General features: G+C 71.7%; 18 protein-coding genes and 1 pseudogene. 13 read left to right on the top strand and 6 right to left on the bottom strand.

All coding sequences use genetic code 11. From position 1 onward, the window contains the following. Nucleotides 1–60: 60 nt before the first annotated feature. Nucleotides 61–615 (top strand): DUF1707 and FHA domain-containing protein, encoded by a 555-nt coding sequence (locus AB0G17_RS13760; RefSeq protein ID WP_361380565.1) that lies wholly within the window; start codon nucleotides 61–63, stop codon nucleotides 613–615. A gap of 56 nt (nucleotides 616–671) precedes the next feature. Beyond that, entirely contained in the window at nucleotides 672–1,160 is a 489-nt protein-coding gene (locus AB0G17_RS13755) for a GNAT family N-acetyltransferase (protein ID WP_361380562.1), read from the top strand. 77 nt (nucleotides 1,161–1,237) lie between these two features. Here AB0G17_RS13755 and lpdA read toward each other — a convergent pair whose 3' ends face one another. Continuing rightward, entirely contained in the window at nucleotides 1,238–2,650 is a 1,413-nt protein-coding gene (lpdA, locus tag AB0G17_RS13750; RefSeq protein ID WP_361380634.1) for a dihydrolipoyl dehydrogenase, read from the bottom strand. Between the two features lie 212 nt (nucleotides 2,651–2,862). On the opposite strand from lpdA, the gene AB0G17_RS13745 reads away from it, so the two are divergent. Both AB0G17_RS13745 and AB0G17_RS13740 read left to right on the top strand, forming a co-directional pair. Then, on the top strand, nucleotides 2,863–3,795 hold the full coding sequence (locus tag AB0G17_RS13745) for a LysR family transcriptional regulator (protein WP_361380559.1): 933 nt from the start codon (nucleotides 2,863–2,865) through the stop codon (nucleotides 3,793–3,795). 43 nt (nucleotides 3,796–3,838) lie between these two features. Then, entirely contained in the window at nucleotides 3,839–4,870 is a 1,032-nt protein-coding gene (locus AB0G17_RS13740; RefSeq protein ID WP_361380556.1) for a cytochrome P450, read from the top strand. Here the strand turns inward: AB0G17_RS13740 and treY are convergent. Beyond that, complete coding sequence (gene treY / locus AB0G17_RS13735; RefSeq protein WP_361380553.1) at nucleotides 4,830–7,208, bottom strand: malto-oligosyltrehalose synthase; 2,379 nt, start codon at nucleotides 7,206–7,208, stop codon at nucleotides 4,830–4,832. The genes AB0G17_RS13740 and treY overlap by 41 nt on opposite strands. A gap of 81 nt (nucleotides 7,209–7,289) precedes the next feature. Here treY and AB0G17_RS13730 point away from each other — a divergent pair. Further along, nucleotides 7,290–8,525: pseudogene (locus AB0G17_RS13730) on the top strand (MFS transporter); the annotation flags it as partial. Between the two features lie 23 nt (nucleotides 8,526–8,548). On the opposite strand, the gene glgX reads toward AB0G17_RS13730, so the two are convergent. Continuing rightward, a complete protein-coding gene (glgX, locus tag AB0G17_RS13725) occupies nucleotides 8,549–10,669 on the bottom strand; it encodes a glycogen debranching protein GlgX (RefSeq protein ID WP_361380550.1) in 2,121 nt (706 codons plus the stop codon). Between the two features lie 376 nt (nucleotides 10,670–11,045). Here glgX and AB0G17_RS13720 point away from each other — a divergent pair, with 376 nt between their 5' ends. Together AB0G17_RS13720 and AB0G17_RS13715 are read left to right on the top strand one after the other, a co-directional pair. Beyond that, the gene (locus AB0G17_RS13720; protein WP_361380547.1) at nucleotides 11,046–12,281 is read left to right on the top strand and encodes an SAV2148 family HEPN domain-containing protein; all 1,236 of its coding nucleotides are present in this window, start codon (nucleotides 11,046–11,048) and stop codon (nucleotides 12,279–12,281) included. Between the two features lie 88 nt (nucleotides 12,282–12,369). Then, nucleotides 12,370–13,092, top strand: a complete 723-nt coding sequence (locus tag AB0G17_RS13715) for a 3'-5' exonuclease (protein ID WP_361380544.1) — start codon at nucleotides 12,370–12,372, stop codon at nucleotides 13,090–13,092. 106 nt (nucleotides 13,093–13,198) lie between these two features. On the opposite strand, the gene AB0G17_RS13710 is transcribed toward AB0G17_RS13715, so the two are convergent. Continuing rightward, nucleotides 13,199–14,035, bottom strand: coding sequence for an aminoglycoside phosphotransferase family protein (locus AB0G17_RS13710; RefSeq protein ID WP_361380631.1), 837 nt, complete (start codon nucleotides 14,033–14,035; stop codon nucleotides 13,199–13,201). Nucleotides 14,036–14,404: 369 nt separating this feature from the next. On the opposite strand from AB0G17_RS13710, the gene AB0G17_RS13705 reads away from it, so the two are divergent. The 3 genes from AB0G17_RS13705 to AB0G17_RS13695 are packed head-to-tail and all read left to right on the top strand — an operon-like array spanning nucleotide 14,405 to nucleotide 17,585. After that, nucleotides 14,405–15,334, top strand: coding sequence for a sugar ABC transporter permease (locus AB0G17_RS13705; RefSeq protein ID WP_361380541.1), 930 nt, complete (start codon nucleotides 14,405–14,407; stop codon nucleotides 15,332–15,334). Continuing rightward, the gene (locus AB0G17_RS13700) at nucleotides 15,331–16,287 is read left to right on the top strand and encodes a carbohydrate ABC transporter permease (RefSeq protein ID WP_361380538.1); all 957 of its coding nucleotides are present in this window, start codon (nucleotides 15,331–15,333) and stop codon (nucleotides 16,285–16,287) included. Before AB0G17_RS13705 ends, AB0G17_RS13700 begins: the two co-directional genes overlap by 4 nt. Beyond that, complete coding sequence (locus tag AB0G17_RS13695) at nucleotides 16,287–17,585, top strand: sugar ABC transporter substrate-binding protein (protein WP_361380535.1); 1,299 nt, start codon at nucleotides 16,287–16,289, stop codon at nucleotides 17,583–17,585. Before AB0G17_RS13700 ends, AB0G17_RS13695 begins: the two co-directional genes overlap by 1 nt. Nucleotides 17,586–17,918: 333 nt before the next feature. Here the strand turns inward: AB0G17_RS13695 and AB0G17_RS13690 are convergent, their stop codons facing one another. Further along, nucleotides 17,919–20,189, bottom strand: a complete 2,271-nt coding sequence (locus tag AB0G17_RS13690; protein ID WP_361380532.1) for an MMPL family transporter — start codon at nucleotides 20,187–20,189, stop codon at nucleotides 17,919–17,921. 411 nt (nucleotides 20,190–20,600) lie between these two features. Here AB0G17_RS13690 and AB0G17_RS13685 point away from each other — a divergent pair, with 411 nt between their 5' ends. The 3 genes from AB0G17_RS13685 (at nucleotide 20,601) to AB0G17_RS13675 (ending at nucleotide 23,197) form a co-directional block, all read left to right on the top strand. Further along, complete coding sequence (locus AB0G17_RS13685; RefSeq protein ID WP_361380529.1) at nucleotides 20,601–21,809, top strand: S8 family peptidase; 1,209 nt, start codon at nucleotides 20,601–20,603, stop codon at nucleotides 21,807–21,809. A 76-nt stretch (nucleotides 21,810–21,885) separates the two neighbouring features. After that, a complete protein-coding gene (locus AB0G17_RS13680; protein WP_361380526.1) occupies nucleotides 21,886–22,434 on the top strand; it encodes a DUF1697 domain-containing protein in 549 nt (182 codons plus the stop codon). Nucleotides 22,435–22,534: 100 nt separating this feature from the next. Continuing rightward, nucleotides 22,535–23,197 (top strand): DsbA family protein, encoded by a 663-nt coding sequence (locus AB0G17_RS13675; RefSeq protein WP_361380523.1) that lies wholly within the window; start codon nucleotides 22,535–22,537, stop codon nucleotides 23,195–23,197. Nucleotides 23,198–23,324: 127 nt separating this feature from the next. Here AB0G17_RS13675 and AB0G17_RS13670 read toward each other — a convergent pair whose 3' ends face one another. Then, complete coding sequence (locus tag AB0G17_RS13670; RefSeq protein ID WP_361380520.1) at nucleotides 23,325–24,599, bottom strand: MFS transporter; 1,275 nt, start codon at nucleotides 24,597–24,599, stop codon at nucleotides 23,325–23,327. Between the last annotated feature and the right edge of the window lie 59 nt (nucleotides 24,600–24,658).

Raw genomic sequence — 24,658 nt, 5'->3', positions numbered from 1 at the left:
ACGGACGCACAGTGGGGCCCTGCTGGACACGCCGAGCCCGTCGGCCCGACAATCTCTGCTGTGACGTCGTCCTTCCCGTTCAACACGTATCCCGCTCCCGCCCGGCTGTCGGACGCCGAGCGCGACCGTGTGCTCGACGTGCTCAGAGAGGGCGCCGCGCAGGGAAAGCTGTCGCATGACACGTTCCTGCGGCGGATGGAACTGGCCCTGTCCGCACGCCGGTCCGAGGAGCTGGCCGTGCTCACCGCCGACCTGGACACCCAGAGCCGCTGGTCGCGGGCGCTGTACGGGGCGGTGAGCCGGGTCTCCGGGTTCAGCGTGGCGATGCGCCGGGCGTGGCAGTCCGAGCGGTTGCCGAAGCTGCTGTTCCCCGTGCCCGGCCCGTACCCGCTGCGGATCGGCCGCGACCCGCACAACGGGCTGCGGCTCAGCCACGAGACGGTCTCCCGGGTGCACGCCGAGCTGAGCCACCAGTCCGGCGTGTGGGTGCTGCGCGACCTCGGCTCCACGAACGGCACGAGCGTCAACGGGCGCCGGGTGACCGGGGCGGTGGTCGTCAACGACGGCGACCAGGTGAGTTTCGGGCGGATGAGCTTCCGGCTCGCAACGCACTGAGCTGGGCGAACGCCCCAGCCGGGGCCGTTGTCAGTGGTGCCCCTCATCATGGCGGTATGAACGACGACCAGCAGCCCCGTGTGCGGCCCGCCCGCCCATCCGACCTGCCGCGCCTGGCCGAACTCACCGCGGAGCACGCGGTGTACGAGAAGGCCGGGCCGCCCGCGCCCGACTTCGCGGAGCGGTTCGGAGCCCTGCTCTTCGGCCAGGACAGGCCCCGGGTGCGCTGTTTCGTCGCCGAGATACCGGGCGGCGAGGTCGTGGGATACGCGAGCTGCGCACCCGAGTTCTCCACCTGGCAGGCGCGCGAGTATCTGCACATGGACTGCCTCTTCCTGCGCGACGGCCACCGGGGCCTCGGCCTGGGCGCCCTGCTGGTCGACGCGGTGGCCGCCGAGGCCCGGGAGCTGGGGATGGACCAGGTGCAGTGGCAGACGCCGGTCTGGAACGACGGGGCGCGGCGGTTCTACGACCGGTTGGGCGCGGCCGGCCGCGAGAAGCTGCGCTACTCGCTTCCCGTCGCCGGGGGCCGGGTCTCCGAGTAGCCACTCGGAGACCCGAGCAGCTCCGAGCAGCCCCCCAACAGCCCGGCGTGGCTCCGAGTGGCCCGCTCGGCGGCGCGTCACTGCTGGTGGAGGCCGCGTCCCGCGAGGGTCAGGAACGTCTCGCCGACCGCTTCCGACAGGGTCGGGTGGGCGTGGATGTGGCGGGCCACGTCGGAGGGTTCGGCGTCCCAGCCGACGATCAGCTGGGACTCGGCGATCATCTCGGAGACGTGGGGGCCCACGAGATGGACGCCGAGGACCTGCCCGTCGCGCTCGGCGACCACCTTCACCACACCGCCCTGGCCGTGCACCATCCCCTTGGCGACGGCCGTCAGGGGCATCGAGTTGACGACGACGTCGTGCCCGCGGTTGCGGGCGTCCGCCTCGGTCAGGCCCACCGAGGCGGTCTGCGGAGAGGAGTACGTGACACGGGGCACCGCCGCGTAGTCGACCGGCGGCGACGCCAGACCGGCGAGCGTCTCGGCCACCAGCAGGCCCTCGGCGAACGAGGCGTGGGCCAGACCCAGGGAAGGAGGAGGCAGCAGATCACCGACGACATGGACGCCGGGTACGGCGGTTTCGAGCCGGGCCCAGTCGGCGGGGGCCACGAACCCGCGCTCATCCGTGGTCAGTCCGGCCGCGGCCAGGTCGAGACCGTCGGTCACCGGAGCCCGGCCCACGGCGACCAGCAGCCGCTCGGCCTCGACGGTACGGGTCTCGCCGCGCGCGGTGCGCACGGTCGCTCGTACGCCGTTCTCCAGGATCTCCGCGCTCAGGAAGCGGGCGCCGGTCTGGACGTCGATGCCGCGCTTCTTCAGGCCACGGGTCAAGTGGCGGCTCACATCGGCGTCTTCGAGCGGGACGAGCCGGTCGGCGGCCTCGACCAGGGTGACATCGGCGCCCATCGAGCGGTGGAAGGAGGCGTACTCGACACCGATCGCGCCGCCGCCGAGGACCAGGACGGACTGCGGGAGTCCGGGGGCGAAGAGAGCGTCGTCGCTGGTGACCACGCGCCGTCCGTCGGCCTCCAGGCCGGGCAGCATCCGGGGCCGGGAGCCCGTGGCGAGGACGATGCCGCGCCGGGCGGTGAACTCGCCGTGCCCGTCCACGCGTACGGTGCGGGGCCCGGTCAGCCGCGCGCTGCCCCGGACCACCGTGACCCCGGCGTGGGAGAGGTGGCCCTCCACGCCCTTGTGGTTGCGGGAGACGATGTCGTCGCGGGTGGCGACCAGGGCGGGCCAGTCCACCGAGTCGAGCGTCGCCTTCACGCCCCACCGCTCGCGGGCCTCGGCTATGCCGTCGACGAGCTCGGCGGCGTGCAGCATCGCCTTGCTCGGGATGCAGCCGCGGTGCAGGCAGGTGCCGCCGACCTTGTCGCGCTCGGCGAGGACGACCGTCAGACCGAGGGCGGCGGCGCGCAGGGCGGTGGAGTACCCACCGGTGCCACCGCCGATCACGATCACGTCGGGCACTCGGTTCACATCGGGCACTCCGTTCACATCGGGCACTCCGTTCACGTCGAGCGCTTGGTTCGCATCCGACGTACGGTTCGCATCTGACGTGTGGTTGACAGGAGTTACGGCGTTCTCGGTCATGGGTCCAGCCTCTGCCCTGACCTTGCCATGAGTCCAAGGCAATGTTCTTGTGGGACCGATGCACAACGTTTATGGGGGAAGTGGGGGTCGGAGTGAGTCTTCGGCAGATGGAGTACTTCGTGGCGGTCGTCGAGGAGTCCTCCTTCACGCGCGCGGCCGAGCTGCTGCACGTCACCCAGCCCGCGCTGTCCCACCAGATCAAGGCGCTGGAGAAGTCGGTCGGTGGCGATCTGCTCGAACGGCTGCCGCGCGGGGTGCGGCTCACCCCCATGGGCCGCGCCTTCCTGCCCCATGCCCAGCTCGCCGTGCGCAGCGCCGCGCGCGCCCAGCGGGCGGCTCGCGCGTCGGCCGGGGCGCAGGGCGGCGAACTGCACATCGCGGCGGTGCACTCGGTGGCCGTGGGAGTGCTTCCCGACGTCTTCGCCCACTGGCGCCGCGACCACCCCGGGGTCGGCCTCGTCCTGCACGAGTACGCCTCCACCGAGGCGCTGGAGGAAGAGCTCGAACGCGGCACGGCCGACCTCGCCGTGGGCCCCCGGCCGCGCCGCTGGGACGGGCCGGTGGTCGAGGTCGGGGACGAGGAGATCGCCCTCATCGTCCCCTTCGACGACCCGCTCGCCGGGCGGTCCAGCGTGCGGCTGGAAGAGCTGGCGGACCACAACTGGGTGCGGTGTGCGATGGAGCCGCTGGTCGACGGGGTGCCGTTCCTGGACTTCGTCTGCGGCCGGGCGGGCTTCGCGCCCCGTACCGCCCTGCGCACCGAGCACACCTCCACGGCGGTACGGATGGCGGCGGCCGGGGTCGGTGTCGTCGCCGCCCCGTCGCACGTGGTCCGGGGCGGGATCGGCGAGGACTGTGTGGTGCTGCCCGTCGACCCGCCGTGGAAGCGGGCTCTCGCGGTCTTCTCCCGCGTGGAGCTGACCGGTGCGGCGGCCGCCTTCGCCGAGCTGCTCCGCAGGTCCGCGCCGTACGGGGGCAGGGGCGTATCACCCGTACGGCCGAACGCCGATCGCGACTGCGAGGCGCCGGTGGTCCGCTGAGAACAACCGCGCCCGCCCGGGCGCCCACCGGGGAGGACACCGCATGCCGGCCGACCCGGGCGCACCGACACGACCGCCGCTCGCGCCCACGCCGGCGGCCTGGGGCGCCGAGGCGGAGGCCGCAGCGGCCGCGCCCGTGGGGCCCTCACTCCTCGGCCCTGAAGCCGTGCGCGATCGGTACGGGTTCTATCGCACGCTGCGCGAGTCGTACCCCTTGGTGAGGGATGAGCGGCTCGGGGCGTGGCTGGTCAGCCGGTACGGGGATGTCGCGGGCGCGCTGGGCGACCCGGGGCTCGTCCGGTCCCGGCGCGGGCCCTGCTGCTGGCCCGGTGAGGTGTGGTGCGAAGGGCCCCGGCACGAGGGGGACGACGAGGCGTTCGGGGTTCTGCGGGAGGTGTCCGAGCGGACCGCCTTCGTGCTCGCGCGGCGGCTGGCCCAGCGCGAAGTGGCGGATCTGACAGGGGAGTTCTGCCACTGGCTGCCCGTGGGGACCGCCGCCATGGCCCTGGGGCTGTCGTACGCGGAGATGGCACGCGGCAGTCGCGGCGGGCGCCGCCGTGCGGGCCCGGCTGCATCCCTGGCTGTCCTCTGCGCCGACCGGTCCTCCCTGATCGGCAAGGCGCTCGCCTCCCTCCTCGCCAACCTCCTTGATCGTCCGGATGAGTGGGCAGCCGTCCGGGACACGCCGGGCGCCCTCGCGGCCGCGTGGGGCGAGTCCCTGCGGCGGAACCCGCCCGTCCATGTCGTGCTGAGGCGGGCGCGCGGGAACACGCACATGGCCGAGGGCACGATCCCCGCGGGCGCCGCGGTCGCCCTGCTGGTCGGGGCCGCGAGCCGGGACCCCGACCGGTTCGCCGCCCCGGACTCGTTCGACCCCCGCCGGGCCGCCCCGGCGCAGCTCGCCTTCGGCCCCCCGGACTGCCCGGCCGCGCGTGTGGCCGAACTCCAGGCGGAGTGCGCCGTGCGGGCCCTGTGCGAGGCCATGCCGGAGCTCCGCTGGGACGAGGGTTTCCGGCCCTCCGAGACCGGGCTGCTCACCCGGGCCCCGCGGACCCTTCTCGTACGACCCGCCTGAGCAGCGCGACCGGGCGATCGGCGAACAGATCGCTCAGCCTCACCGCCCCCCTGAACTCCCGGCTGGAGTGGGCCGCGCTCAGGACATCGGCCCACGCCCCCTCCGGCAGCGCCAGCTCCGTCGGGCCCCAGCCGCCCGACTCGGCCAGCCGCAGGGAGAGCCGGGTCACCGCTGTCACCACCTCGCCGCAGCGGGAGAACGCGAGGCAGTGGTCGGCGGCCGGCCCGGTGGCGATCAGCGGCTCGTACGTACTGAACTCCCCGAACAACTGCGGAAGTTCCCGCCGCAGCCGAAGAGCCGCCACGGAAACCTCGCCCTTCTCGTCCGAAGCCGACTCCAGGCCGTTCTCCGGGAAGTCCACCGGCCGGCGGTTGTCGGGGTCGACCAGTGTCAGGCACTCCGACTCGGTGCCCTGGTACACATCCGGCACGCCCGGCATCGTCAGGTGCACCAGTGTCGCCCCCAGGACGTTCGCGCGCGTGGCCGACGCCAGGCCACGGGAGAACTCCGCGATCTCCTCGGAGAGCGCCCCGGCGGGGCCCGACGCGGCGAAGTCGGTCAGCGCCCGCTCGTACACCGGCTGCTGTTCGGTCCAGCTCGTACGCAGCCCGGCCTCGCGTGCGGCCTTGAGTAGGGCGCCGCCCAGCCGCTCCTCGGTGAGTCCGGCGCCGCCGAGGCCGACCGCCGTCTGCCACGCCGTCCAGGCCAGCTGCGGATCGGGCGCGGACACCCCGGCCCCGGAGAGCCGGTCGAGCAGGGCCCTCCACCGCTCCGGGCACTCGGACAGTACGGCGATCCGCGCCCGTACGTCCGCACTGCGCTTGGTGTCGTGCGTGGACAGGGCGGTCCCGGTCGAAGGCCAGTCACGGGCGATCCGGGTGCAGAAGGAGTGGAACTCCTCAGGCGACACCGACGGTTGCCCGGGGTCGCCGCCCACCTCGTTGGCGGACAGCAGAGATACATATCGATAAAACGCTGTGTCTTCCAGGGACTTGGCGCGCAGCGCCGAGGACGTCTGAGCGAAGCGGGCCCGGAAACCACCGACTTCGGGGTCGCCGTGGTCGCCGTCTCCCAGGACAAGGCTGCGTACGGCGTCGACCGCCGCCGCTTCCTCCGGCACCGCGAAGGCCTCCCGCGCAGCGTGTGCCATCTCCGGAGTCAGCACCTCCTCCGCTCCCGTCCGGTACGGGCGGTACACCGGCATCCGGACCAGCAGCTCGCACAGGGCGAGCCTCAGTGCCCACGGCGCGTGGTCGCGCAGGCCGGGAGTGCGGGCGCACAGCCGCGCCGCCGTGCGCGTCAGGCGGTCGACTTCGGCGGCCAGGTCATGGGTGACCACCTCGTAGGCGGCGCGGCGTGCGGTCGGCTCCCAGTGCCCGCCCCGGTCGCCGTCCTGACCCGTGAACTCCTGGTAGTGGCCGAGAAGTTCCCGGTGACCGGCCGGATCGGTGAAGAGGCCGTCGATCCGGTGGAGGGCGTCGTAGCCGGTCGTCCCGGCGACCGTCCACCCGGAGGGCAGCGGCTCGGTTCGGGCGAGGATCTTCTCCACCACCGTCCAGGCCCCGCCAGTCGCCGCGCTCAGCCGCCGCAGATACGTTTCCGGATCGGCCAGCCCGTCCGGGTGGTCCACCCGCAGCCCGTCCACCACCCCGTCCCGGACAAGCTCCAGCACCTTGGCGTGGGTGGCGGCGAAGACCTCCTCGTCCTCCACCCGGACGCCGATGAGATCCGAAATGGTGAAGAAGCGACGGTAGTTGAGCTCGGTGCGAGCCAGCCGCCACCAGCCGATCCGGTACCACTGGGCGTCCAGCAGCTCGGGCAGGGGCAGCCTCTCCGTACCGGCACGCAAGGGGAACTCATGCGCCTCCCCGTACGCCAGTACACCCTTTTCCCGGTCCACCGCCAGCCGCCCCAGCTCGTCCCCGACCGGCCCGGCGAGGACCGGCAGCAGCACCTTGCCGCCGCCCGCCGCCCAGTCGATGTCGAACCACGCGGCGTACGGCGAGCCGGGGCCCTCGCGCAGCACCTCCCACAGCTGACGGTTGTGGCGCGGCGCCGCCGCCATGTGGTTCGGGACGATGTCGAGCACCAGGCCGAGCCCGGCCGCCCGTGCGGTCCGGGCGAGCCGCCGCAGCCCCTCCTCGCCGCCGAGCTCTTCGCGTACGCGCGCGTGGTCGACGACGTCATAGCCGTGCGTCGACCCCGGCACCGCCTCCAGGACCGGCGACAGATGCAGGTGCGACACCCCGAGCGAGGCCAGATACGGAACGGCACGCTCGGCGGCACGGAAGGGGAAGTCCGGCTGGAGCTGCAGCCGGTAGGTCGCAGTGGGTGTCATGCGAACGTACGTACCCCGTCAGGCGGCTTCTGTGCCTTCGGCCCATGCGTCCGCACCCGTCTGCCGCGTTGGCTTCGCCTGATGTCCGGAGCCCTGCACCCGTATCGCAAGGTCATCGCCCTCACCGGGCCGCTGCTCCCCGTCGTCTCGTTCCTCGGACGGCTGCCGACGGCGATGTGCCAGCTCGGCAGTGTGCTGCTGGTCGCCGAGACCAGTGGCAGCCTGGCCACCGCCGGGCTCGCGGGCGGCGCGCTCGCCCTCGGCCAGACCGCCGGCGGCCCGCTCCTGGGCCGCGCCGCCGACCGTCACGGCCAGCGGGGCGTGGTGCTCGGCGCGGCGCTCGTCAACGCGGCCGCCGTCACCGCCCTCGTCGTGGCCGCGCTCGCCCGCACGGGCACCGTCCGGCTGGCGCTCCTCGGGGCGCTCGCCGGGGCGAGCGTGCCGCAGGTCGGCCCGCCGGCTCGGAGCCGGACCGTCTCCCTGGCGCGGCGCGCCGGGGCCGACGAGCGGACCGTGGCGGCGGCGCTCTCCTTCGAAGGCACCCTCGACGAGGTGTCGTTCGTGCTCGGGCCCGCCTTCGTCGGACTGGCGGCGGCGCTCGCCCACCCGGCGGTCGCGCTCCTGGTCGCGGCCGGGCTGCTCGCCGTCTGCGGCACCGCCTTCGCCCTGCACCCGACCGCCAGGCAGGTCGTGGCCGAGGAGCGCGTCAGGGCGCCGCGCACCCGGCTGCCGGGGGCGGTGTACGCGCTGCGCGTCACCATGGTGCTCCAGGGCGCCATGTTCGGCGCCTCCCAGGCGGGCATCACCGCCCTCGCCGAGCGGCTGGACCGGCCCTCGCAGACCGGGCTCGTGTACGCCGCGATGGGGGTGATGAGCGCGGTGGCGGGCCTCGCCATGGTCGCCGTACCGGAAAGACTCGTGCTACGCGCGCGTTGGCGGATCGCCACCACCGCCCTGCTGGTGCTCTCCGTACCGCTGCTCTTCGTGGGCTCGCTGGGAACTCTCCACGCGGCTGTGGTCGTTCTCGGTGTGGCGTACGCCCCGCATCTGATCACGCTCTTCGGACTGACCGAACGGCTCGTCCCCGCCGCCCGGTTGACCGAGTCCATGGCGTTCTTGACCAGCGGGATCGTCGGCGGGCAGGCGCTCGCCCTGGCGCTGTCGGGGCGCCTGGCCCAGGACCACGGCCCGGTGGCGGCCTTCGCGGTCATGGTGGTCGCGGCGACCCTGTGCGCGGTCCTCTCGTGGTCCGTACGGGGCCTGCCGGGCCCCCGTACGGCCGAAGGTAACCCCGGGCCCGCAGAGGGGCGCCCAGACGGCCCTTCGGGCCCCCCGCCCGCTCAGGCGGGACGCCGCAGCACCGTCAGACTCCGCCCCACCAGGGTGACCCGCTCGCCCGCCGTCACCTTGGCGCCCTCGCCCGGCGGCACCCCCTCCCGGCAGCCCGTGTCGACCACCACCTGCCACTGCCGGCCGTGGTTGACCGGCACCAGGAAGTCGATGGTCTCCGCGCTCGCGTTGAACATCAGCAGGAACGAGTCGTCCGCGATGCGCTCGCCGCGCGGGCCGGGCTCCGAGATCGCGTTGCCGTTGAGGAAGACCGTCAGCGCCTTGGCGCTCGCCGCCTGCCAGTCCTGCTGGGTCATCTCTTCACCCTCAGGGGTGAACCAGGCGATGTCCGACAGCTCGTCGTGGGTGCCCTCCACCGGTCGGCCGTGGAAGAAGCGGCGGCGCCGGAACACCGGGTGGTCGCGCCTGAGCCACACCATCGTCCGGGTGAAGGCGAGCAGCGTCCCCTCCGGGTCGCTGCCCGGGTCGGGCCACTTCACCCAGCTCAGCTCGTTGTCCTGGCAGTAGGCGTTGTTGTTGCCGCGCTGGGTGCGGGCGAACTCGTCGCCGTGGCTGAGCATCGGCACGCCCTGCGACAGCATCAGGGTGGCGATGAAGTTGCGCATCTGGCGCTCGCGCAGCTCCACCACCCCCGCGTCGTCCGTGTCGCCCTCGGCGCCGCAGTTCCAGGACCGGTTGTGGCTCTCGCCGTCCCGGTTGCCCTCCTTGTTGGCCTCGTTGTGCTTCTGGTTGTACGAGACGAGGTCGTGCAGGGTGAAGCCGTCGTGGCAGGTGTGGAAGTTGATGGAGGCCAGCGGCCGCCGCCCGTCGTCCTGGTAGAGGTCGGAGGAGCCGGTGAGCCGCCCGGCGAACTCCGCGAGCGTGCGCGGCTCGCCCCGCCACAGGTCCCGCACGGTGTCGCGGTACTTGCCGTTCCACTCGGTCCACAGGGGCGGGAAGTTACCCACCTGGTAGCCGCCCTCACCGACGTCCCAGGGCTCCGCGATCAGCTTCACCTGGCTCACCACCGGGTCCTGCTGCACCAGGTCGAAGAACGACGACAGCCGGTCCACGTCGTGGAACTGCCGGGCCAGCGTCGCCGCGAGGTCGAAGCGGAAGCCGTCCACGTGCATCTCGGTCACCCAGTACCGCAGCGAGTCCATGATCAGCTGGAGGACGTGCGGCGAGCGCATCAGGAGCGAGTTCCCGGTGCCAGTGGTGTCCTCGTAGTAGCGCGGATCGTCGGCGAGCCGGTAGTACTGCGCGTTGTCCAGGCCCCGGAAGGAGAGCGTGGGCCCCAGGTGGTTGCCTTCGGCCGTATGGTTGTAGACCACGTCCAGGATGACCTCGATCCCGGCCTCGTGCAGCGCCCTCACGGCCTGCTTGAACTCCAGGACCTGCTGCCCCCGGTCACCCCAGGAGGCATAGGTGTTGTGGGGGGCGAAGAATCCGATCGTGTTGTAACCCCAGTAGTTGGACATCCCCTCGTCCGCGAGCCGGTGGTCGTTGACGAACTGGTGCACCGGCATCAACTCCAGAGCCGTCACCCCCAGTTCCGTCAGATGGCCGATGACGGCGGGGTGCGCCAGGGCCGCGTAGGTCCCGCGCATCTCGGGCGGCAGCTCCGGGTGGAGCATCGTCAGGCCCTTGACGTGGGCCTCGTACAGCACCGTGCGGTGGTACTCGGTGCGCGGCGGCCGGTCGTCGCCCCAGTCGAAGTACGGGTTGACCACGACCGACGTCATGGTGTGCGGCGCCGAATCCATGTCGTTGCGGGAGTCGGGGCGGTCGAAGTAGTAGCCGTACACCGCCTCGCCCCAGTCGATGCTCCCGCTGATCGCGCGCGCGTAGGGGTCGAGAAGGAGCTTCGCCGAGTTGCAGCGGTGCCCGTTCTGCGGCTCGTACGGGCCGTGCACACGGAAGCCGTAGCGCTGGCCCGGCATCACTCCGGGCAGATAGGCGTGGCGCACGAACGCGTCACTCTCGCGCAGCTCCACCGCCGTCTCCGACCCGTCGTCGTGCAGGAGGCACAACTCGATCCGGCGGGCGGCCTCCGAGAAGACCGCGAAATTGGTCCCGGCGCCGTCGTACGTGGCGCCGAGTGGGTACGCCTGTCCCGGCCACACCTGCATGGGCAAGACTCTTCCACTTCTGTTCCGGGTACTGAGGGGCACTTGACGCAGATCCTCCCGGAAAAGAAGTCCGTCCCCTAGGACGCCGGAGTGCTCCGGAGGGTGATCCGAACAGCGGTTACCCCCATAGGGGGCCAGTACCCGGGGCGATCCGGACGGCCTGCGAAGGACGGATCCGGCCAGCGTCCGGCGCCGTCCCGGGTCCCTGCCCAGGTGGAACCGCTATGAATCAGCTCACTCCGCCCGAACGCGCCGCACGGAACGGATCACGTCAACAAGGGAGTTGAGAAACAGCCTCTCCATCCGGCTGCACCGCCTCCTGCTCGCGGAGTACTCTTCCTTGATCGTTGGAGGGGGACCGGAAGGCGGTGCGCGGGTGAGCTCGGGAGGGCTGGAGCTGCCCCCTGGTGACACGGGTCACGAGGGGGAGTCCGGCGACATCCCGCCCGGCGCGGTGTCCGTGGCGCGTCCGGTGGAGATCGGGGCGGAACTGGACTGGGGCGCGGACGCCTGGAGCGAGGTGCGTACGCGCGCGCAGCGGGCCGGCCGGGCCTACATCTGGCTGAACCTGGTGGAGCAGCGGCTGCGGGCCGTCGTGGCCGCCGTGCTGCGCCCCATCTACGAGCCGGTCCACGGCGACGACTGGGTGGTCGCGGCGGCGGGCCCGGCCGGGCAGGAGTGGGTGCAGCGGGCCGTCGCCGTACGGGAGGTCTCGCGCCGCAAGGGTTATCTGCTCGACCCCGCCGACGACAACGTCCTGAGCTTCCTCACCCTGCCCCAGCTGCGCGAGCTGATGGTGCAGCACTGGCCGTGCTTCGAGCCGTACGTGGACGACCGGCGCGACGTGGAACTCGCCCTGGACGAGCTGGAGGTCGCGCGGAACGTGGTCTCGCGCAACCGCGCGCTCAACGAGGCGGTCCTGGCCCAGGCCGAGCGGGCCTCGGCCCGGCTGCTCGACGTACTGGGCGGCGGCGCGGGCGCGCCCGCCGCGCACCGGCTGCCCATCGACGCCGTCGAGGACCTGGTGGGTGACCGGTACGCGGACGTGGTCTCGGTCCACTCCGACCGGGTGCGGCTGCAGCGCCAGCTCCCCGCCGAGGACCTGTTCAGCCACGCCCGCCGGCTCGACGCGATCGGCATCGGCCTCAATCTGCTGGTCCAGAACTACTCGGGGCGCCGGCTGGTGCGGCTCGCCGAGTCGGGCTGCCGTGTCCGGCTGCTCTTCCTGAACCCGGCGAGCAGCGCGGTCAAGCGCCGCGAGCGCGAACTGGGGCTGAAGAAGGGCGAGCTGAGCCGCTCGGTCGAGATGAACATCCTCCACATGCGGCGGGTGCGGGCCCGGCTGCGCGACCCCGGGGCCTTCGAGATCCAGGTGTTCGACGAGACCCCGCGCTTCACCGCGTACCTGGTCGACGGGGACGGCAGCGACGGACTCGCGGTCGTCCAGTCGTATCTGCGCCGGGCGCGCGGGATGGAGGCGCCGGTGCTCGTGTTGCGCGGGGGAGCGCGGCGGGATGTCGTGCGCCCCGATCAGGACGCCGAACACGGACTTTTCGCGACATACCGCGAGGAATTCGAGTCGGTGTGGGCCGATTCGCGGCCCGTCTCCTGACCAGCCGTCGGTCGGCCCGGGTCCCGTTGTCAGTGGTGCGTGCGAGGCTGTTCGTCACTGGGGGAGAGCACCACAAGGGAGGGCCAAGATGGGCTGGCACCGCGAACCGCTGGTCGGATTCGATCTGGAGACGACCGGTACGGATCCGCTGGAGGCACGGATCGTGACGGCCGCGATCGTCGGCGTCAAGGACGGCGAGGCGGTCCGGCAGCGGAACTGGCTGGCGGATCCGGGCATCCGGATCCCGGCGCAGGCCTCGGCGATCCACGGCATCAGCAACGAGCGGGCGACATCCGAAGGCCGCCCGGTGCGCGAGGTCGCCGACGAGATAGCGGAGACGATCACGGGCTACTGGGCGCAGGGCGTGCCGGTCGTGGCGTACAACGCTGCCTTCGACCTGACGCTCCTGGCGGCCGAACTCGACCGCCACGGGCTGCCGTCGCTCACCGACCGGCTGGGGGGCGCGGCCATGGGCCCGGTCGTCGACCCGTACACGATCGACCGTGCGGTCGACCGCTACCGCAAGGGCAAGCGGACGCTGGAGGCGGTGTGCGTGGAGTACGGGGTGGTGCTCGACGGCGCCCATGAGGCGGGCGCGGACGCGCTCGCGGCGGTCCGGGTCGCCGTGGCGATAGCCGACCGCCACCCGCAGGTCGCCCGGCTGCTTCCGCCGGAGCTGCACAAGCAGCAGATCGAGTGGTACGCGGCGTGGGCGGCCGACTTCCAGCGCTTCCTGCGCAGGAAGGGCACACCGGACGCGATAGTCGACCCGGCGTGGCCGGTACGGGAACTGGCCCCGGTCCAGGGCTGACGGCAGGCCGCCGGCGGTCAGACGGCTGACGGGGTGTGGCCCGGGGCGGCTAACCGGCGGTCAGACGACTGACGGCGCGCGGCCCGGGGCAGCTGCCGCTCGCGGCTCAGAACGGGTACCAGCGGACCTCGGGATCCCCGTCCCGCAGTGAGGCGACCCGGCGGCGGAACTCGTCGAGAGCCTTGGGGTTGGCCGGTGCGTGCTGGGCGACCCAGGCACAGCTGGCCGTCTCCCGGGCGCCGCGCAGCACCGCGCACCCGTCCCACTCCCGCACGTCCCACCCGTACGCCTCGGTGAACGCGTCGTACTGCTCGTCCGGCAGCCCGTACCGGTCCCGGGAGAGAGCCATGACCACCAGGTCGTGCTCCCGAAAGTCGGCGGAGAAGGTCTCCAGGTCGACCAGGACCGGGCCGTCCGGGCCGACGTGGACGTTGCGCGGCAGCGCGTCGCCGTGGATCGGGCCCGGCGGGAGGTGGGGGGTGAGCGCGGCGGCCGCGTCGGCGAAGCCGTCCCGGCGGGCGCGGAGGTAGGCCGCGTCGGCGGGGTCGATCGCGTCCCCGGCCAGCCTCAGCCAGCGCTCCACCCCGCCGAGCAGTTCACGGCGGGGCAGGGCGAGCGGCGGGGCGGGCAGGGCGTGGACGAGCCGCAGCAGTTCGGCGAGGTCGCGCGGGCCTGCGGGGCGGACGGCAGCGGGCAGCCGGTGCCAGAGCGTCACCGGGTGGCCGTCCACCAGCCGGGGCGCGGGCTCGGCGGCCCGCACCGCCGGGATCCCGCACTTCGCGAGCCAGCCGGCGATGGCGACCTCGCGCTCGGCGCGCGCCAGGAGTTCGGGGTGGCGCGTCGCGTCGCGGCCGACCTTGATCACCAGGTCGCCGGCCGCGAAGACGGCGTTCTCGCCGAGGGCGAGCAACTCGGCGGGAGCTCCGGCGGAGGCTGCGGGCAGGCCTCCGGCGACGGCTTCGGCGCGGCCGGCCGTGGCCGCCGTGCCCGTCCCCGCCGTGCCCACGCCCGGCTGTGCCGCGCCCGTCTCCGGAATGCCGGTGCCGGTGCCCGTGCCCGTGCCCGTGCCTGTCTCCGACCCCGTGCCCGTCCCCGTCTCCGACCCCGTCCGCCCCGCGCCGAGTCCTGCCGAGGCCAGTACCTCGCGCGCTCGTGCCTCGTCCACTGTTCGCTCCCGGTGATCGTCCCGTACCGGGCAAGTCTCGCATTCGCGCAGGTCGTCATGGTGAGGAGGCAGGTTGTCTTGACGAACCGACGGACCGTCAGCACGATGACGGGGGTCATTCGGCAATCCCGGCAAAGGGGTCGGACAATGACATTGGCCACCGCAACGGCACGGTCGGGGAGGCGTTCCGGCGGCCGCTCCGGCAAACCATCGGACTACGCGGCCTGGTTCCTGGTGCTGCCCGCGCTGATCCCGATCCTCGTACTGAGTGTCGGACCACTGCTCTACGGCATCGCCCTGGCCTTCACCGATTCCCAGGCGGGCCGCACCGCACCCACCCAGTGGACCGGCCTGCTCAACTTCAGGGACCTGCTGGACGACACCTTGTTCTGGGAGTCGTTCAGAATCGGTCTGTTATGGGCGGTCGGGGTCACCGTGCCCCAGTTCCTGCTCGCGCTCGGACTCGCCCTGCTGCTCGACCAGAACCTCCGCTTCCGATGGCTGGCGCGGGCGCTCGCGATCATTCCCTGGGCGATGCCGGAGGTCGTCGTCGGCATCATGTGGCGGCTCGTCTACAACCCGGACGCGGGAATCCTCAACGAGAAGATCGGTGACCTCGGGCTCGGTGACGGCCGGGACTGGCTGACCGGACTCGGCACCGCGCTGCCCGCCGTGATCGTCGTCGGCGTCTGGGCGGGCCTGCCGCAGACGACGGTGGCCCTGCTCGCCGGGCTCCAGAACACCCCGCACGAACTGCACGAGGCCGCCGCGATCGACGGCGCCGGCGCCTGGCGCCGCTTCCGCACGGTGACCTGGCCCGCGCTCAGGCCCGTGGCACTGGCGATCACGGCGCTCAACTTCATCTGGAACGTCAACTCGTTCGCCCTGGTCTACGTGCTGACCAACGGCGGTCCGGGCGGCAAGACCCGGCTGCCCATGCTCTTCGCCTACGAAGAGGCCTTCCGGTACGGCCAGTTCGGGTACGCGGCGGCGATGGGATGTGTGATGGTCGCGGTGATCTCGGTGTTCCTCGCGTTCCACCTGGTGGCGCGGCTCGGCGGGGGTGAGGACGGATGAGGGCCCGCACCGGCTCCCGCGCTGGTCCCGGCACCGGCTCCCGTACCGGTGGCCCCCGCACCCGTTCCCGTACCGGTGGTCCCGGCAACGATTCCCGTACCGGTGGCCCCCGCACCGGCCCCCGCCCCCGTCCCTGGGGCCGCGCCGGGCAGTATCTGGCGCTCCTCGGCTATCTCGTCTTCCTGGCGTTCCCGTTCCTCTGGCTGATCTCCACTGCCTTCAAGCCCGCGCGCGAACTCGGCTCGCTGCACCCCACGTGGATCCCCAGGCACCCCACCCTCGACAACTTCCGGCAGGCCTTCGACGAACAGCCGCTGCTGCGCGCGGGACTCAACAGCCTGCTCGCGGCGGTCTCGGCCGCGCTGATCGCGGTGGTCGTGGCGATCCCGATGGCGTATGTGATGGCGCGCAGACGGGGCAGGCTCGCGACGGCGGCGACCGGCTGGGTGGTGGTCAGCCAGGCCTTCCCCTTCGTCCTGCTGATCATTCCGCTCTTCCTGGTCCTGAAGAACCTCCACCTCATCAACTCGGTGGCGGGGCTGGTCCTGGTGTACGTGGTGTGGTCGCTGCCGTTCGCGCTGTGGATGCTCGTCGGGTACGTCCGGGCCGTTCCTCTGGAGCTGGAGGAGGCGGCGGCCGTCGACGGGGCGGGGCGGCTGCGCACGCTTGTCTCGGTCACCGCGCCCCTGCTCGCCCCCGGCATCGTGGCCACCGGGCTGTTCGCCTTCATCACCGCGTGGAACGAATTCTTCTTCGCGCTCGTTCTCCTCAAAACACCGGAGAAACAGACCTTGCCGGTCGTCCTCACCCACTTCCTCGGCGCGGAGGGGGCCGCCGACCTCGGTCCGCTCGCGGCGGCCGCCTTCCTCGCCACCCTGCCGTCGCTGGCCGTCTTCGCCGTCATCCAGCGGCGGATCACCAGCGGAATGCTCGCCGGGGCGGTGAAGAGCTGATGCGCGCACGCCTGTTGACCCTGGCCGGGGCCGTGCTGGCCCTGCTGCTCTCCACGCTCGCACTCTCCGGCTGCTCGGACAGCGGCTCGGGCACCGATGGGAAGGTCAAGCTCCGCTTCCAGTCGCTGGCCTGGCAGAAGGAGTCGGTGGCGGCCACCAAGGAGCTGGTGAAGGAGTGGAACGCGGCACACCCCGAGATCCAGGTCCAGTATGTACAGGGCAGTTGGGACACCGTCCACGACCAGCTGCTCACCGCGTTCGAGGGCGGTGAGGCGCCGGACGTCATCCACGACGCGTCCGACGACCTCGCGGACTTCGCCTACGGCGGCTACCTCGCGGACCTGCGCACCCTGCTGCCCGCCGGGCTCAGGGAGGACATCCCCGCGCGGAGCTGGGAGACGACCACGTTCGGGAAGGGGGTGTACGGAGTGCCGTTCCTGCAGGAGCCGAGGGTGCTGATCGCCAACACGAAGATCCTCAGGTCCTCGGGAGTGCGGATCCCCACCCCCGAACGGCCGTGGAGCTGGGAGGAGTTCCGGCAGGTGACGAAGAAGCTGAGCGGCAAGGGCAGGTACGGGATCGCCTGGCCGCTCAAGGAACCCGTGTCGATCACGTTGAACCTGGGGCTCTCCACCGGAGGCCGGCTGTTCCACCGGGATGCGGACGGCGAAGTGCGGGTGGCGTTCGGGGACGGCGACGCGGCCGTGCCCTCGGTCGTCCACGATCAGGTGAACGTCGACGGGAGCGCCGCGCGGACCACGCTGGGCATGGGCGGGTCGGACACGCTGCCCGGCTTCTTCGGCGGCAGGTACGCGATGGCCGCACTGGGCTTCTCGTACCGTCAGCAGATCGTCCAGCAGGCGCCCGAGGGATTCGAGTGGACCGTGCTGCCGGCTCCGGCCGGGAGCGAAGGTCTCGCGCAGGGGGTCAGTCCGCAGACCCTCTCGGTCTCCGAGGACAGCCCGCACAAGAAGGAGGCGGCGGAGTTCATCGCCTTCCTGCTGCGGCCGCGCAACATGGTCCGGCTCGCCGAGGGGGACTGGATGCTGCCGACGGGGACGGCCGCGCTGAAGGACCCGGCCCTGCACACCGAGCGGTACGGCTGGGCGACGGGCGCCGCGCTCGCGGGGGCGCTGCGTTCGGCACCCGCGCAGTCGGTGCGGGGGTATCCGGAGTGGAAGGACAAGGTCGCGACGCCGGCGCTCCAGGAGTACTACAGCGGGGCGATCGGCATAGGTGAGCTGCGAAAGCGCCTGGTCAAGGACGGGAACCTGGTGCTGGCCCGCTATCAGCGCTGATTCGGACCCAAAGGGCCGCAGGAACGAGGGGGTGTGCGGGGTGGGGGGTGACGCCCGGCCCCAGCCGGGCCCGGCCCCCGTGCCTGACCGCCCTGCCCGCCCCAGCCAGCAGGTTGTCCGCCCCACCCAGCAGCCTGTCCGCCCCACCCGACAGCCACTTCGGCCCACCCAACAGCCACTTCGGCCCACCCAATAGCCACTCCGCCCCACCCACCGGCCTCCCCGACCAACCCAACAGGCAGGGGCCCGAGGAGCATTGCTCCCCGAGCCCCTGCCCGTACCACCTCACGCGGCTCGCTCGTCACGCCCGCCCCCGTGAGGGTCGGACGACCGTCAGACCCGCACCACCCGGTCCCGGTCGTCCTCGCCGTGGTGGGCGGTGACCGGCGGCGCGGCGGCCGACTCGTCGTGGGTGAGGTCCGGCAGCCAGCGCAGCCACGTCGGCAGGTACCAGTTGCGCTCGCCCAGCAGGGCCATGACCGCCGGGAGCAGCACGCCCCGGATGACCGTGGCGTCGATCAGGACGGCGGTGGCGAGCCCGACGCCCATCTGCTTCATCGACTGCATCGACAGCGTCCCGAAGATCGCGAACACCGCCACCATGATGATCGCCGCGCTCGTCACCACACCGGCCGTCGTCACCACGCCGTGCTGGATGGCGTCGCGGGTCGACCGGCCCTGGAGGTGGGCCTCCCGGATCCGGGACACCACGAACACGTGGTAGTCCATCGACAGGCCGAAGAGGATCACGAACAGGAAGAGCGGCAGCCAGGAGACGATCGCGCCGACGCCCTCGGCGCCCACCAGCGAGGCGCCCCAGCCGTGCTGGAAGACGGCGGTGAGGATGCCGTAGGCCGCACCCACCGAGAGGAGGTTGAGCACGATCGAGGTGATGGCGATCGTCAGCGAGCGGAAGCAGAGCAGCATCAGCAGGAAGGCGAAGACCACCACGAAGGCGAAGACCGGGGTCACCGCGCCGACGATCCGGGCGTTGAAGTCCTTGGACCCGGCCACCTGACCGGTGATCGGCGCGTCCAGGCCGTGCACCTTGCCCAGGGTGTCGGGCCGGATGTGGTCGCGCAGCAGGTCGAGGCTCTTCTCCGCCTTCTTCTGGTCGGAGCCGCCGATCAGCGGTACGTCGACGACCGCCACGTTCTCCGCGCTGTGCAGGGTGATCTTGATGGGGCCGTCCGAGGCGCCCCGGCTGATCGACTGCGTACGGAAGTCGGCGATGGCCTGCTTGACCTGTGGCGCGTTGATGTCGGCGGCCTTGATCACGACGTTGGCCGGGCTGGCGCCGCCCGGGAAGGTCTGGTTGACGCGGTCGTAGGTGCCGACGATGGGCAGCGAGTCACCGAACTCCTGATCCAGCGTCAGGTTCTGGGTGTGCATGCCGAGCGCCGGCAGGGATATCGCGATCAGCGCGCCCGCCGCCATCACCAGCGCGGCCTTCGGGCGGCGCAGCACCGCGCCGAGGACGGCGCGCCAGATGCGGCTCTCGCCGTTGCTGTTGCTCCTGCCGCGCTTGCCGCGCTTGATGCGGTTCAGGAACGGCAGCCGGCCCTTCTCGACGCGCTCGCCGAGCAGCGAGAGGAGCGCGGGCAGCACGGTCACCGAGCCGACCATGGCCACCGCGACCACCATCAGCGAGGCGAGGCCCATGGCCTCGAACTCCGCGAGCCCGGTGAAGAGCATGCCCGCCATCGCGACACAGACGGTGACGCCGGAGACGATGATGGCCCGGCCGCTGGTGGCGGCGGCGATGCGCAGGGCGGTCTGGGCGTCCCGTCCGGCCTCCCGCTCCTCGCGCTCGCGGCGCAGATAGAAGAGGCAGTAGTCGACGCCGACGGCCAGACCGACAAGGAGCATCACGGAGTTGGCGGTGTCGCTCATCGCCTGGACGTGGCTGACGATGGCCATCAGGCCCATGGTGGCGATGATCGCCGTGAGGGCGAGGGCCACCGGCAGCAGGGCGGCGACCAGCGCGCCGAACGCGATGAGCAGGATGCCGAGGGCGACGGGCACCGCCGAGTACTCGGCCTTCTTGAAGTCGTCGCCGAAGGCGTCCTTGAACGTCTTGCCCATGCTGGCGCTGCCGATCTCCTCGATCCGCAGCTCCTTGTGCTCGCCCTGCACCTTCTTCACCGCGTCGAGCACCGGTGTGATGCGTTCGGGCGCCGTGTCGGCCTTTCCGCGCACCTCGAACTGGACCAGTGCGCTGCGGCCGTCCTTGGAGAGCGTCTTCGCGGTGTACGGAGAGGTCACCTTGGTGACCTGGCCGGTGCCGTCGACCGCCTTGAGCACGTCGTCCACGGCGGCGCGGAACGAGGGGTCGGTGGCCTTCGTCGAGCCGTCGATGGCCTGGATGAAGACGGTCTCGCCGGCCGGCTCCTCAAGGCCCGCGTCATCGATGATCTTCTGTGCCTGGCCGACCTCGCCGGGCAGCTGGTTGTCCTTGACGTCGATCCGCCCGGCCGCCGAGCCGATGCCCATGGCCAGGACCACGAAGAGCACCCAGATCACCACTGCCGCCCAGCGGTGACGGGCGCTCCACCCGCCGGCCCGCGCGGCCACCCCGCGCACTCTTGTGACTCCGTTGACCATGAAGAGACGCCCCCCTGATGAGCGATGGCAGCCCGGCGCCGCCATCCCAGTAAGACGCTAGGGGCAGGATTCAGCCGTCTCGTCGTACTCGCAGGTGAACCGGGCCTGCGCCATCTACTCCCTGCGATGTGGGGGCATCCCCTACAAGTCGGATTCAAGCCCCTTACACGTAAAGGCGATTGAAGGGGAAGATCCGCTTGCGTGTCGCCACGGGGTGTCCACCAAGCCTGCACAAAGCCCGAGTTGACCTGTGCTGGCCTGTTTTTTATTACGAAACCTTGTTGTGTAAGTCACAGCTGCGTGGAGCCCTTGATCTGCGCTCGTCAATCGGCAAGGGTTTTGAACCAGCCCCGGAAGGTTTCCATCCGGTAGGCCAACCCCCCACAAAAACTGGCGAGGAGACCCCTCTTCATGGCAACTCACAAGCGCAAAAGCCGCCTCAAGCTCACGGCCGGGATAACCGCCGTGGCGGCCGCGGCCGGTGTCACCGTCATGACCACCCAGATGGCCGGCGCGGCCGCGCCCGCCGAGGGCACGGTGTACGGGCTCGACGCCAAGGGCGCGATCGACGGCAGCTACATCGTCCTCCTGGACGAGAAGGCCTCCGCGGACGCCAAGCGCAAGCTCGCCGACGAGTACGGCGGCAAGCTCCAGCGCGACTACGCCTCCACGGTCAACGGCTTCTCGGCGAGCGGGCTTTCGCAGTCCGAGGCCAAGCGGCTGGCCGCCGACCCGGCCGTCGGCAAGGTTGTGCAGAACAAGAAGTTCCACATCGAGGCCAGCCAGGCCAACCCGCCGTCGTGGGGGCTCGACCGGATCGACCAGGCCGAGACCGCCGGCGACGGCAAATACACCTACCCGGACACCGCGGGTGAGGGCGTCACCGCGTACGTCATCGACACCGGCGTCCGCATCAGCCACAAGGACTTCGGCGGCCGGGCCTCCTACGGCTTCGACGCGGTCGACAACGACAACACCGCCGACGACGGCAACGGCCACGGCACGCACGTCGCCGGCACCATCGCCGGAACCGCGCACGGCGTCGCCAAGAAGGCGAAGGTCGTCGCCGTCCGCGTCCTCGACAACCAGGGCTCGGGCACCACCGAGCAGGTCGTCGCGGGCATCGACTGGGTCACCAAGAACCACCAGGGCCCGTCGGTGGCCAACATGAGCCTCGGCGGCGGCGCCGACCCGGCGCTCGACACGGCCGTGCAGAAGGCCATCGCCTCCGGCGTGACCTTCGCGGTGGCGGCGGGCAACGAGTCCGCCGACGCCGGCCAGGGCTCGCCCTCCCGGGTCAAGGAGGCGATCACCGTGGCCTCCTCCACCAAGGACGACAAGCAGTCGGACTTCTCCAACTTCGGCTCGGTGGTGGACCTCTACGCCCCCGGCTCGGACATCACCTCCGACTGGAACACGGACGACAACGCCACCAAGACCATCTCGGGCACGTCCATGGCGACTCCGCACGTCGTGGGCGCCGCCGCCGTCTACCTCGCCGGCCACAAGGACGCCACCCCGGCCCAGGTCTCGGACGCGCTGACCGGCGGAGCCACCGCCGACAAGATCTCCAACCCCAGCGCGGGCACCCCGAACAAGCTGCTGAAGGTCGTCGAGTAACCGTCCCCAGGCAGTCGTGAAAGGCGGCTCCCGTGCCATCCCCCACGAGGCACGGGGGCCGTCCTATTGTGTGGACATGACGACGATGTACGCCGCTCTGCTGCGCGGGATCAATGTGGGCGGCAACAAGAAGGTCCCGATGGCCGAGCTCAGAGCGCTGCTCACCGAGCTCGGCCACGGCTCCGTACGCACGTATCTGAACAGCGGCAATGCCGTCTTCAGCAGCGAGTCCCACGACCCGGACGCGCTCGCCGCCGACCTGGAGCGGGCCATACAGAAGCACTTCGGCTTCCGGGTCGCCTGCATGGTGCGCACCGGCGCCTATCTGAAGGCCGTCGTGGACGCCTGCCCCTTCCCGGCCGACGAGCTGGAGGGCAAGCAGCTGCACGCCACGTTCTTTTCCGTCCCCGTCGACCCCGAGCGCTTCGCGGGCATCGACACCAAGGCGTTCCTGCCCGACGCGTTCCGCCTCGGTGACCGGGTCCTCTATCTGTACGCGCCCGACGGCATCGGCCGCTCCAAGCTCGCCGAGGCCCTCGCGAAGCCCGCCCTGCTCAAGGGCGTCGACGCGACGGCCCGCAACTGGAACACGGTCAAGGCGCTGGTGGAGATGACCGGCGCCTGACCGAGCCCCCGACGACAGGGGCCGCCCCCCCCAAGTGGCCCACTCGGACAATGCGCGAATGGCCCGGACTCCGGTGCCAATCCATCGCTACCTTCGTCCTGTGAACACCACCGAGCGCACCGGCGCCGCCGCCACCGACCCGACCGGCACCACGACCGACACCACCACCGTCGACTTCTACTTCGACCCCGCCTGCCCGTTCGCCTGGATCACCTCGCGCTGGATGCTGGAGGTCGAGCAGCATCGGAACATCGACCTCCGGTTCCGGGTGATGAGCCTGTATCTGCACAACATCGGCAATGAACTGCCCGATTGGTACCGGGAGTTGGTCGACAAGTCGATCCGTCCGGTACGGGTGGCCGTCGCCGCCGCGCGGGACCACGGGGACGGGGTGCTGCGCGACCTCTACACGGCGTATGGCACCCGGATACACGAGCAGAAGAACGAGGACTTCGACGAGGTCATCGCCCAGGCGCTGGCAGAGCTCGGCCTCCCGGCGGCCCTCGCGGACGCCGCGTACGACCCCGCGTACGACGAGGCGGTGCGGCGCAGTCACGACGCGGGCAAGGACCCGGAGGCGGACGCCTACGTCGGCACGCCGACGATGCACCTCGACGGGACCGCGTACTTCGGCCCGGTGCTCAGGGCGATCCCGCGCGGCGAGGAGGCGGCCCGCCTCTTCGACAGCGTGCGCGTGATCGCCTCGAACCCGGACTTCTTCGAGCTGAAGCGGACCCGGACCGGCGGACTGCGCTTCGACTGAGCGGTCGTTCCTCTGCGGACCGTGCGTGGCTGGGCTCGCAGATCCCCGCGCCCCTATGTAGTACGGGGGCGCGGAGCCGCACAATGTCACGCCCCTTGCCCCTGGGTCGTACGGGGCGCGGCCCCCGTCAGTGCTCGCCCCGCCACTCCCCGTCCCGCTGGGCCCAGCGCACCGCCGGGCGCACGGCAAGACCCGCCACCGCGAACAGCCCGGCCAGGGCTGCCCAGCCCGCGAAGCCGTGGCCCACCGCCGTCACCGTGACCAGCGCCGGGCCCGCCATCATCGCGACCGCGCTGCCCGAGCTGAACACCCCTTGGTAGACGCCCTGCGCGCGGGAGTCGGCGAGTTCGTAGCCCAGGGTCCAGCCGCCGGCCGAGGACAGGACCTCGCCGAACACCTGGATCACCGCGCCGACGACCAGGACCGCCACCGCCCACAGCGGGGAGAGCCCGGCGGACAGCGCGAAGACCACACACGCCGCCCCGAGCAGCAGCCCCGCGCGGCCCATCGCCCGTACCGCGCCGGGCACGTCGGAGACGCCCCGGGTCGCCCGCACCTGGAGCAGCGCCACCAGAACGCAGTTGACGATCATCACCAGCGCCACCGACCAGCGCGGCGCGTCGGTGTTCTGCACGATCCACAGCGGCATGCCCACTTCGAGCAGGCTGAACTGGAGGATGGTCACCGCGTTGAGGACCGTCACCGCCAGATAGGGCAGGTCCCGCACCGCCCGCCAGCGGCTCTTCGCCGGCGTGTCCGCCGTGCTGTCGGCGCCGCGCGCGGCGGCGGAGGCGTTCAGCGGCAGGCTCCGTACGAACACGGCGGGCACCACATAGGTGGCCGCGTTGACGAGGATCAGGGCGAGGTACGCGGCGCGGGTGTCGGCCTGGAGGGCCACCGCGCCGATCGCGCCGCCCACGCCCATCGTCACATTGGTGACCATCCGCAGATAGCCGCGTGCCTCCACCCGGGTCGCGGCGGGCAGCACGTCCGCGAAGAGCGCGGACTTCACGCCCCAGCTCGCCTGGTTGAGCGAGCCGTAGCAGATGGCCGCCACCAGGAAGCCCGCGTAGCCGTCGACCAGGGAGTACGCGGCCATCGTGGCGCCGCAGCCCAGCCACAGCGCGGCGATCACCCGGCGGCTGCCCCAGCGGTCGGACGCCCGCCCGGCGGGGATGCCCGCCGCCACCCCGAAGAGCCCGGCCACCGTGAGCCCGAACCCGACGTGGGTCGCGCCGATGCCGCAGACGCGGGTGAAGTACAGCACGCTGACGGGGAAGAAGAGGCCGTTGCCGAAGGAGTTGAGGGACGTCATCACGGCGAGGCGGCGCAGCACCGGGTCGTCGGGCAGGACGCCGGCTCTGGTGACGGGCGGGACGGGGGTCTGCACGGTGGCGGTCATGTGGTCACTCAACCCGGTGTGTACACGCCAGGGGCAATGATTTAGTGTCCGGCTAAAGC

Origin of the sequence: Streptomyces sp. NPDC023838, assembly GCF_040639555.1 — a bacterium.
Classification (GTDB): domain Bacteria; phylum Actinomycetota; class Actinomycetes; order Streptomycetales; family Streptomycetaceae; genus Streptomyces.
Note: the sequence above shows the minus strand (reverse complement) of the source record. Positions and strands in the feature narration are given on the sequence as shown.